Below are 9,735 nucleotides of genomic sequence, written 5' to 3' on the forward strand. Positions count from 1 at the left end.
GTATTAGCCCCGAAATGGCAATTCGCTTAGGGAAAGCTTTCGATACATCTCCTGAAAGTTGGCTCAATCAGCAAATGCAATACGATCTATGGCAAGCAGAGCAGACAATTGGCAATATCAAAGTCAAACGGCTATCAGTTGCCTAACCAGGGTTTGCAGCCGACGGACTCAACCCCCCAGTGCGATGCCGAAGGCACTGCATAGCAGATCGCCGATTGCGTAGGGTGCGTTAATTAAATGTAACGCACCACCCACAAGATATATTAAAAATAGTATGATCGCAATCTTGTAGGGTGCGTTCCCTAATGTGGCTCCTACCGCTCCACTAGCAGTAGGCTAATCTGGCTAACACGCTTTTGGGCGTAATATACGGAAAATTTCCGTATAATCAATAGTTAGCCTGCTGAATCACGGGTGGGGCAAGTAGCTGAAGATCACTGGTTGGATATTTAGCACTCAGTTCCTACCGAGCAGCGATTTTTCATAAGGTGCGATCGCAAGTTATTTTTATTCTTCATAGATTTTTAACATTTAAGTCAGTATTCATGTGGACAATCGCATTTTGGATTGGCTAATATGAAGAAAATTTCTTAGGAGCGATTTTATGTCTGAGAAACAGGGTGGGATCTCACAGTCTGCAAGTAGAGCTTCTGGAATTATAACATTGCAAGCTGCAATAGGTAACAACAACCAGCAGACATCAGGTACTCAATTGTCCAAATCGGAAACTGATAGAGAGCTATCTACAGCAGAAGTTGTTGAGTTGCTCAACCAAATTGCAGAATGCTTGAGAGTTTCGGCACTACCAGATGCAACTAGAGAGGATGCGATAACTTATCTCAACGCAGCCAAGAAAGCAACTGAACGAGAAGAACCAAAGAAGGAAACAGCAGCTATTAATCTAAAGGAAATGGCTGAGACTCTTGAGAGTGCTACAAAGACAGTAGAAGCAAGCAAGAGTCTTTGGGAAAAAGTTCAACCGATTCTAGTGCAGGTAGAAAAATGGCTAGGAGTAGCCGCAGGATCGTTGTGGACTTACCTTTCTTGACGAAATGAGCAAATCATTATGGATACAGTATTGACCTTCAGTGCGAACGAGTAACGTGATGAATCAAACACCATCTCCTCCAGATCCGTGGCAGTCAAATGCCACACCTCAAGTAAAGCAAGAAGTTGAAGATGTCCAAGGCAATATTCAACAGCAAGCTGCCGTAGGTAGTGACAATAACCAAGCACAAAACGTTAGCGACGAAGGTGAAAAATTAGGTGACCGTAATTTGCGTGATGGTGTATTTGCTCCTGTACCAGTTGTGGGACAGCAAGCTGCTTCTGGCAATCACAACAACCAAAATCAAAATACCGCTACTGTTAATGTTATTCTAGGTCCAGATTTTAATCCTCTTGGTAAAAAGGCGGCTAAGCCAGAAGGAAATCATACATTACCCGATCCAACAAAACCTTTGCCCCAAAAACCTAAAAACTTGCCTGAAGTCAAGCTTGATGAACTATCAGATTATTGCAGAAAGCTGCACGAAGACTCTTTAATAATTGTCACTTGCTCTGACTCAAGTGCTGCGTTTTCAGTTGCTTATGGTTTGACTGAGTATGTCCCTGTATCAAGTAGAAGGCTCTTTACAGGAGAATGGGGAACATTAAAGAAATTAGCAATTGAGCCAAGTGTCGATATTGTTTTAAATTCTGAAATCGGAGATGGTAAGCCAACTCTAATAGTCATTGATACTTATGAGATGCAAACATTTTTAGACTCTTTAGTTGTTCGATCCTCTACAGCCGCACTCATTAAGCAAGACTTAAGAAATCGCCAGATATTTTGTATTTGCTTGGCGGAGTCGCAAGCCTTAAAGACAACACTAGAGAGAAAGTCAATTAAATTATCATTTCCACAGTGGGAAATTCCTTTTGAACAGGAAGGAGCTAGTCGAGAACAACAAAACATTAGGGCAGAATCGATCTCAGCATACGAGGATGGGCAAGCTGCTATATCTCTTTATGAGACAGCAGATATTTTGAAAAAGACTGTCTTATACGCTGCAACATTTTTCCAAAATTTGAACATAGGTGATTTTGAACGAATAGTTACATTATTACTAGCAGATCAGACTACTCCAATTGTTGAGCCAGAGAGTAGAACCGAAGTTCCGACTAATTCTTCTGAATCGACGGTTTCTGTAACTGTAGGGGATCAAGTTGTAACTTTTAATCAATCTCAGAAGGGACAAATCGATCAAGCGCAGGTTAATCGTTTGAGTCAGTCCCAAACTCAAAAAAGAAAGCTATTACGTGAAATTTGGGAAGAGGATGCAGAACAAATACTGCAAAGCTGTCATCTAAGGCTTGCGCTTAATGAGTATGGAGTTAGAGTAATAGATTTCTCAATGCAACATTTGCGTGGTGAGTTGAGAGAGTATTTTCAAAACGTGAAATTTGTAGAGTATAGAAATAAGTTCCGAAAGCTGGTAGAACTCAATTTATTATTCGATGAATCATCTCAAATCACAAAGGCTTTGAGAGACTTATCCGTTTCTATGATGATTTTTCAACCAGGAACAGAGTTCTGGGTAAATTGGCTAGAGCAGTCTACTACCAGTGCTTTGGAACGTAGTGTAAATAAAAGAAATTCAGATCTTATTTACTATTGTGTTGCAGATTTGCTGCGTGAAACATTGGATTACTCTCAGTTGGAAGATCTTACAGAGATTTTCTTGGAACGAATGGTTTCGTCGAAACAACATGATGTTGTTTTATCGCTCTCAAGACGATTGAGATTTTCTCCTCAGTTTGATGAGTATTATTGGTTTAAGCAATCTATTGATCGAGGGAGCGAAGATATTCGTAGGCAAGCCTATTGGCTGCTTTATAACCAGTTAAAACAGAGTAACTCGCGAGTATATGAAATCCTTGAAAAGATTTATGAATGGATACCTGACTTAGAAGCTGATCCGAAAAAATATTCTCCTTCCAATAGATACGCTTTGCAACTGTTGCTTGAGTATTTAATAGAGACTCTTGAACAATTTGATCCAAAATTCTATGGAGAGGAAGCTTTTAGCTACCCATTATTTGGAGGATTGCGTTCTGGTGAGTCTATCGATCGCAGACTAAAAATGGTTATTGAATGGCTTCTTCATCCAGGTGTTGATTCAATCATTGATGAAGTAGATAGCTTAAGTATAATTTCAATTCTTGTTTTTCCTGGCTTATTTACTATCCTTCTGGGATTGAAAGAGGATATAAGCGTGAAGTTTGAGTTTAGTAGCATCGCCGATTCTTTATTCATATCAATCAACGATGTGATTGAAGCCTATGAGAAGAAGATAAACAAGGAATATCGAACAAGTATAGTAGCATACTGGAGAAGTTTATCTATCTTTCTTCTTGAAGCTAGCAACCATGAAATAAAGGTTAATAAAAATTGGAATAAAGGTGATTTGCTAAATTACAGACGTCACATCGTTGACTATTTGATTGAAAAAATTGATCCTTGACTAAAAATCTAAAACTACTTTTTAAGTGGAGATAAAACTATGCCCGAAGTATATGTCTTAGACAATGTGGTTATGAAACTCAGTGAGGCTGATGCTTCCAAATACACATCATCGTTAACGAAAAGACTTGTGATTATTGACGCGAAAACTAAGCAGGTTCTAGAGAAAAAGCCTCTCATTACTCTTGGTCGTCAGCTAGAGTTTTTTCTCGTTTCTAATGAAGACGATCCCCGAAATATTGCAGAGTCTAGTATCCTAGGATTTGCAATAAGAGATTTTGCCGCTGATCGCAGCATTGGTATATCTTTGCAATATCAGGTAAGTTGCTTTGTAGGTCATGAAGAAAAAGTGGCTTTGGCTCTCTTTGATGACAGCACAACTACACCTGGAGTTGTGTTTGAGGGGAAACTGATTGGCTGGCTAAAAGACTATACAAGTAAAAATATTGAATTCAACGATTTTACAACAAGCTATGCCCAGAAATTAAAAGACTTGCAAGTACATGCAGTAAACAAGTCTAGAGAGATAGGGCTTAACTTGAGGTTGAGACTTTCACTAGAGTTAGAAGCAGCAGGTCAGTTAAAATCGTTTTCAATTTTTTCTGGTGATTTTCCTGTAGTTTTGTCTGACTTAATCGAAGAGCAAATGAACTTTCGATTTCAGACCGATCTTTCCATCTCAGAAAACGGCAAGGTAAACGCAATTTTGAACTACAGGAAGCTTGGTGAGCTTAGAGAGCTTCTTCTCCAGAAAACTCAAACTTATCTTCGTAATCATGCATACTTGTATGACTTTTGCTATAAGTTCAATGAGCTTATTAGACCAAAGCTAATTAGTCATCTTGATCAAGTTCTAAGCATACACGGGCGTAAAATTGATCATTTCTCTGTAGAGAATTCTGTTGAATTTAAAATGCCTGACCTAGGTTCTATTAAGTATGTTTTGCCATTCAATATTAAAGGATATGAAAAGCCAGTAGAAATACAATACTCTCTGGATATAGAGCCGATCTTGAAAAGTTATCAAGCTGAATCATCTGTGGAAGAGAAAGATGATTTGTCTAAAGCACGAGAAAATTTTGTTCGATACAGAAGAGCAAAACTTTCTGATTTACAATCATGGTTTAAAAGAGAATTAGAACGAATTGTTGATCGACATTTGTTTGGTTGGAGCTACGTAGATCTTGTCCTAAGATATGATTCTAAATCAAATGAAGAAGAACTTAGAAGCAAGTTAAATGAAAAAGCGAACGAAATTGGCTACTCGGTCAGAGTTATTAGCACTATTCCTGATGTAAAGCCTATTACCTACAAAACAGAAGGGTTTTCAATAGAAAAAGACGAAACTTTTTCAACGAAACAGAATAGTGTTAAGATCAGGCTGCAAATAAATGTTCGTGGCAAAATAGAGGATTTGGAATCGATTAAGCGCTTTCTTAATGATCCGAGAGTTAATTTAGATGAACTAATAAGTAGAGAAGTTATTGATTCTATCAAAAGAGTCTTGCATGAGGTAGAAGCAGCAGACTTTTATGCCCAAGAAGGGCTTATTTATTACCTTGACGATTTTTCTACTCAAGAATCAGTGAAAGATAAAATTGCCGATGCAGTTCAAAAGTCTTTGGAGAAGAAGTTTGGAGCAAGTTCTGTAGAAGTGTCGTTACAAGTACTAGAAACAGAGCTTCTTTCTCTTATTAACAATCTTACTGGGAGAGCCTATCATAATTTTGAGATTAAAATAGCTTCTGTCAGAGACGCTGGTGAACCAGTCCATTTTACTGGCTCATTTCAAATTAATGGTGTTGCTAAAGATAAATGGGATGTTTTTGCTTCTTGCAAACCTAGCGTAGAAGATGTCAGAGATTTTCTTCAAAACCAGCTTCGATATTGGTTTGGTAGCTTGAGTACTAGAACTCTTAGCTACGAAACAACACAAGGACTTTTGAAGATTTTAGCCGATGCAAATACCCTGACAAGCAAGGATATTATAAATAGCTTTGGACTTTTAATATCTCTCCACAGACTTGAAATTTCTGATACAGAGAAAAAAGCTGCATTGCGTAGTCTTCAATTAGCTAGCGAAATGAAAAATATAGAAGAAGCCAAAGAGCAAATTCACAATGATCGTGGGTTGAGAGGAATCGAGATAAGAACATCATTGAATGACATAGAACATTTGAATCAAGAACTTGAATTAGTTCGAGAGCAGTTAAGATCCCTCAGCACTCAAACTGGCGGAGAAGACCGTAAGAACAAGCTAATGGAAAGGGAAAAAGAATTGAATAATAAGCTGTCTGAAGCAGTGAAGAGTAATAGAAACAAAGCTTCTGAAATAACATCTCAGAAAACTCAGCAATCAATGCAATCATCGACGGATGAGTCTGATTTCGACGCTCTGGTTCAATATAGCAAAGCATCGCCTCCAGCTGAATCTAAGAAACTTGATTCAAAAACTCCTAGTAACTCCCTGTCTGATGATAATCAAATTATAGATGTGTAAAGCTGAGGGTTAAAAATGCAAGTTTTAGGTAGACGAAGAATTTCTGAAATTTCTCCAAATAGATTGATAAAAAATCCGATTTTTTGGATTAAAACCCAAAAAGATTTTTTAATTATTCTACTAGCTTCATTAGTTGTCATAGCTATTTTTTTCAGATATACGTACTCTGGATTTAGCTCGTATCTGTCATCATTATCCAACGTTTTTAATCTTTGTATACACCTAATAGGTATTTGGGGAGTGATAGTTGCAGCGAAAGCTATAGCAACTGTAGAAGTAGAGCGGGCAATCGCAAATGAAATTAAAGAAAATGGTGAGAAAGGTATTCGAGAAAAAAGAAATGTAAGTTTAAGTAAGTTAGAAGAAAACTATTTGCCTGTCAATAAGACTGAGCCATCTCTAGCAATGCCTCGTCTCTTCCGACATATTTCCAAAGAGGCTGTTAATCTAAGGTTTGAGTCTAGCATTGATGTTGTTGAGCCGTATCGTGATGAGGCTCTAGAAAGTCTGTTCACTCTTACCAATATTCAGAAAATTGCTCTTCGTGCAGGAATTTTGGGAACATTTATAGGTCTGCTAGAAGCAATTACGCAGCTAGCAAAGCTTGATTCTAGTCAGAATCCTACAGATGCCATCATTACTTTATCTAACGCACTATTCATATCATTTAGTACTAGCGTAGCTGGCTTGGAAGTCGCTATACTACTTGGTTTCCTACTTATGATACTGCGTAAACGCCAAAATGATTATTTCAGGGATATGGAAAGCTCCGTTGAGATTATTTTAATTTTAGCGCGAAATGCTGACAACGACGATCAATCTAGAATCTTAGGGGAGTTAGCAAAAGTTGAGAGTGTTGTCGAAAAGTTAGGACAACGCCTTTATGAAAATACTCAAGAGATTCAGCGTAGTATCGCTGCTGTTCTTGAGCGAATTAAGGAACAAACAACTGAAATTCAATCAGGTGTTCAACAATTAAGACAAACAAAATCTGATTTTGATCAGTTTATTGACGAAGTAGGAGAAACTCAAAATAGATTTATTGGCGAGGTCAAGGGAATCTATAGTGAGCTTTCTCTCAAGAGCTTCAGAGATGATATTAAGGACGGTATAGTTTTCGCTGGGCAAACAGTCTCTAGCAGGCTTGGCGAAACAGAAAAAAGTATTAAAAAGCAAACGGAGCAAGTAAATGAGGGAGTTAATGCTCTTCTAGAAACTCGTGTCAAATTTACTTCATTCTTACAACAGCTTGACTCATCTCAGGCAAGGTTTATAGAAAACGTAAAAGAATCTCAAGATATAGTTGCTATGGTACAAGCAAGTGCTGAACTGAAAGCAACTATAAATCGAGCAGTTCAGCGAATGGAAGAGGCTTCTATGAGAATGAAGGCAATCAATGAATCGCTAGAAAAGCCTTTAATAGAAAGGATTAAAAGAAATTTTTTTGGATAATAAATGGGAGTTTTCAGTATGAAAAGGTTGTGGAGTTTTGTAGGTGATGAAGACGATCCTTTTGGACCGGGAACCGATTTAATTATTTCTTTGCTTGCAGTATTCTTAGTAATTCTCGTTATTACAGCCCAGTCTTATCAAGCTGCTAATACAAAGTATCAACAATCTGTAGCATCTCTAGATGCTTACAAAAGCAGGATTGAAAAGTTAGATAGTCTGCTTAGAGAAGAGCAGGCGAAAAATTCACAACTCTCTAGACAATTATTAGCTAGAGATAGCAGAAAATCACAGTTCCCTCCAAATATAGTCATTACAGCGGCTGAAGGATATGACTTTCCATCAGGTAGTGCTGAACTTCCTAGTTCTCTAGAAACGTATATCAGTACGGAGCTTGCTAATAAGATAGACGAAAATATTAAAGAGTTTGATGTTGATACAGTAGTTGTGATCGGTCATACTGATGGTCAAGCTGTTAATAGTAGTAACAGTAATCTGGATGGTTTAGTAGAGAGTGTTGCTGCTGGAGGTAAATCTGTCAAAGAATTGAGTGCTGGTTCTAACGCTGATCTAGGACTGATGAGAGCTTTAGCGGTTGTAAGAAAATTGCAAGATATCCAAAAACAGGGAGGACGTTTTAAGGGACTCGATCCACGGAAAGGTTTTCGAGCCTATTCCGCAGGTCAGCTAATATTAAAGAATGGTGAGTTTGCTCAACCAAACCCCAATCCTGATAAAGAGAGACGACGCATTGAGATTCGGTTCACTAAATCTGGTGGAGGTTAAAAAATCTGGTCGCAACAGGCGCAGGCTAACAACCCTGGTCTTGGTAGCTGAAAAGACAGGATATCGGCAAATTCTCACAATCGATTCAGATTTCCTGTTTTATCGGATTACAAACAAAGAAAGCTTTGATATCATTCAAGTGTATTGATCGAAGACCTGCTTCCAACGGCGTATAACTCCACCGCTAGACTGCTCCCACTGTCAGTACGATCGCAATCTTGTAGGGTGCGTTCCCTAATGTGGCTCCTACTGCTCCACCAATAGATTTTAATGACATTTATCAATCTCAGGTGCGCCCCCAAGTCGAGGAGGGCAATCATGGGAAGATTGTAGCAATCAACATTGAAACAGGGGCTTTTGAAGTAGCAAAAGACAGCCTCACAGCTTCCGATCAACTTTTAGCCCGATTGACCGATGCTCAAATTTGGTTCGTAAGAATCGCACATCGAGCAGTTCATCGAGTCGGTTTGATTGGGGCAAATTTATTTCAATGATTATAGGTAACGTCAATGCTAATCGTGAGGCAATTATTCAGATTGCAGTTCTAGAGGATTATAAAAATATCTGCCGTCGCACTCCAGCCCATCGCGGCTGAGTTCCACCGTTATCGAGAAAAATAGTTAAATCCCGTCAAATTCCCCTAAAACTTTCACTTCTGGTTCTAACCACAAAGACCAGCGATCGAACACTTGTTCCTGCACATGGCGAATTAAACGCAGAATATCCGAGGCTTTTGCTGAACCAATATTCAGGATAAAATTAGTCTATAGCCGTAGGGTGCGTTCCCTAATGTAGCTCCTACCGCCCCACTAGCAGTAGGCTAATCTGGCTGACACGCTTTTGGGCGTAATATACGGAAAATTTCCGTATAGTCAATAGTCCAGTAGGGTGCGTTAGACGGTGACAATCTCTGCTCTTACTTAGGACTAGCAATCCGTCGTAACGCACCACTCACGAGATATATTAAAAATAGTAGGCGTTATTTTTTTATAGTTGGGTTGTAACCAGTAACGTTATGGGTTACACTTAATCGATGATACTCAGTTTCAAGCATCGAGGACTAGAGCAGTTCTTTGAGTCGGGAACCACCCGAGGCATTCAAGCAAATCATGCCAAACGAATTCGGCTGATTCTGGCTCGTCTCAGTGCTGCAACTTCACCGCAAGACATGAACTTGCCCGGATTGGTACTTCATGAACTGGCAGGGCAACGTAAAGGAACCTGGACGGTGAGAGTATCTGGAAACTGGCGGATCACTTTCACCTTTGACGGTGTTGATGCTTGTGATGTCGATCTTGAGGACTACCACTGATGAAAATGCATAATCCACCACATCCTGGTGAAGTTCTTAAAGAACTTTGTCTCGAACCTTTGAATCTGACTGTGACTGAGGCTGCTGAAGCATTGGGTGTAAGTCGAAAAACCCTATCTGCCATCTTAAATGGTAGGGCAGGTATTAGCCCCGAAATGGCAATTCGCTTAGGGAAAGCTTTCG

General features: G+C 39.1%; 9 protein-coding genes and 1 pseudogene. 9 read left to right on the plus strand and 1 reads right to left on the minus strand.

The window, feature by feature from the left end; translation table 11 throughout:
- The first annotated feature begins 14 nt into the window (after positions 1–14).
- From O9323_RS20995 to O9323_RS21025, 7 genes are all read left to right on the plus strand, one after another.
- Entirely contained in the window at positions 15–146 is a 132-nt protein-coding gene (locus O9323_RS20995) for a helix-turn-helix transcriptional regulator (protein WP_288125719.1), read from the plus strand.
- Between the two features lie 458 nt (positions 147–604).
- On the plus strand, positions 605–1,048 hold the full coding sequence (locus O9323_RS21000; protein ID WP_288125712.1) for a hypothetical protein: 444 nt from the start codon (positions 605–607) through the stop codon (positions 1,046–1,048).
- Positions 1,049–1,106: 58 nt separating this feature from the next.
- A complete protein-coding gene (locus tag O9323_RS21005; RefSeq protein ID WP_288125713.1) occupies positions 1,107–3,506 on the plus strand; it encodes a CYTH domain-containing protein in 2,400 nt (799 codons plus the stop codon).
- Positions 3,507–3,545: 39 nt separating this feature from the next.
- The gene (locus tag O9323_RS21010) at positions 3,546–6,005 is read left to right on the plus strand and encodes a hypothetical protein (protein WP_288125714.1); all 2,460 of its coding nucleotides are present in this window, start codon (positions 3,546–3,548) and stop codon (positions 6,003–6,005) included.
- A 15-nt stretch (positions 6,006–6,020) separates the two neighbouring features.
- The gene (locus tag O9323_RS21015; RefSeq protein WP_288125715.1) at positions 6,021–7,457 is read left to right on the plus strand and encodes a MotA/TolQ/ExbB proton channel family protein; all 1,437 of its coding nucleotides are present in this window, start codon (positions 6,021–6,023) and stop codon (positions 7,455–7,457) included.
- Between the two features lie 18 nt (positions 7,458–7,475).
- Complete coding sequence (locus tag O9323_RS21020) at positions 7,476–8,240, plus strand: flagellar motor protein (RefSeq protein WP_288125716.1); 765 nt, start codon at positions 7,476–7,478, stop codon at positions 8,238–8,240.
- 239 nt (positions 8,241–8,479) lie between these two features.
- Positions 8,480–8,734 (plus strand): hypothetical protein, encoded by a 255-nt coding sequence (locus O9323_RS21025; RefSeq protein ID WP_288125717.1) that lies wholly within the window; start codon positions 8,480–8,482, stop codon positions 8,732–8,734.
- A gap of 126 nt (positions 8,735–8,860) precedes the next feature.
- On the opposite strand, the pseudogene O9323_RS21030 reads toward O9323_RS21025, so the two are convergent.
- Positions 8,861–9,001: pseudogene (locus O9323_RS21030) on the minus strand (UDP-N-acetylmuramate dehydrogenase); the annotation flags it as partial.
- A gap of 272 nt (positions 9,002–9,273) precedes the next feature.
- On the opposite strand from O9323_RS21030, the gene O9323_RS21035 reads away from it, so the two are divergent.
- Positions 9,274–9,552, plus strand: coding sequence for a type II toxin-antitoxin system RelE/ParE family toxin (locus O9323_RS21035; RefSeq protein ID WP_288125718.1), 279 nt, complete (start codon positions 9,274–9,276; stop codon positions 9,550–9,552).
- A 5-nt stretch (positions 9,553–9,557) separates the two neighbouring features.
- On the plus strand, positions 9,558–9,735 hold a 178-nt coding region (locus tag O9323_RS21040; RefSeq protein ID WP_288125720.1), incomplete at its 3' end, for a HigA family addiction module antitoxin.

Origin of the sequence: Microcystis sp. LE19-131.1A, from assembly GCF_027532015.1 — a bacterium.
Classification (GTDB): Bacteria; Cyanobacteriota; Cyanobacteriia; order Cyanobacteriales; family Microcystaceae; genus Microcystis; species Microcystis ichthyoblabe_A.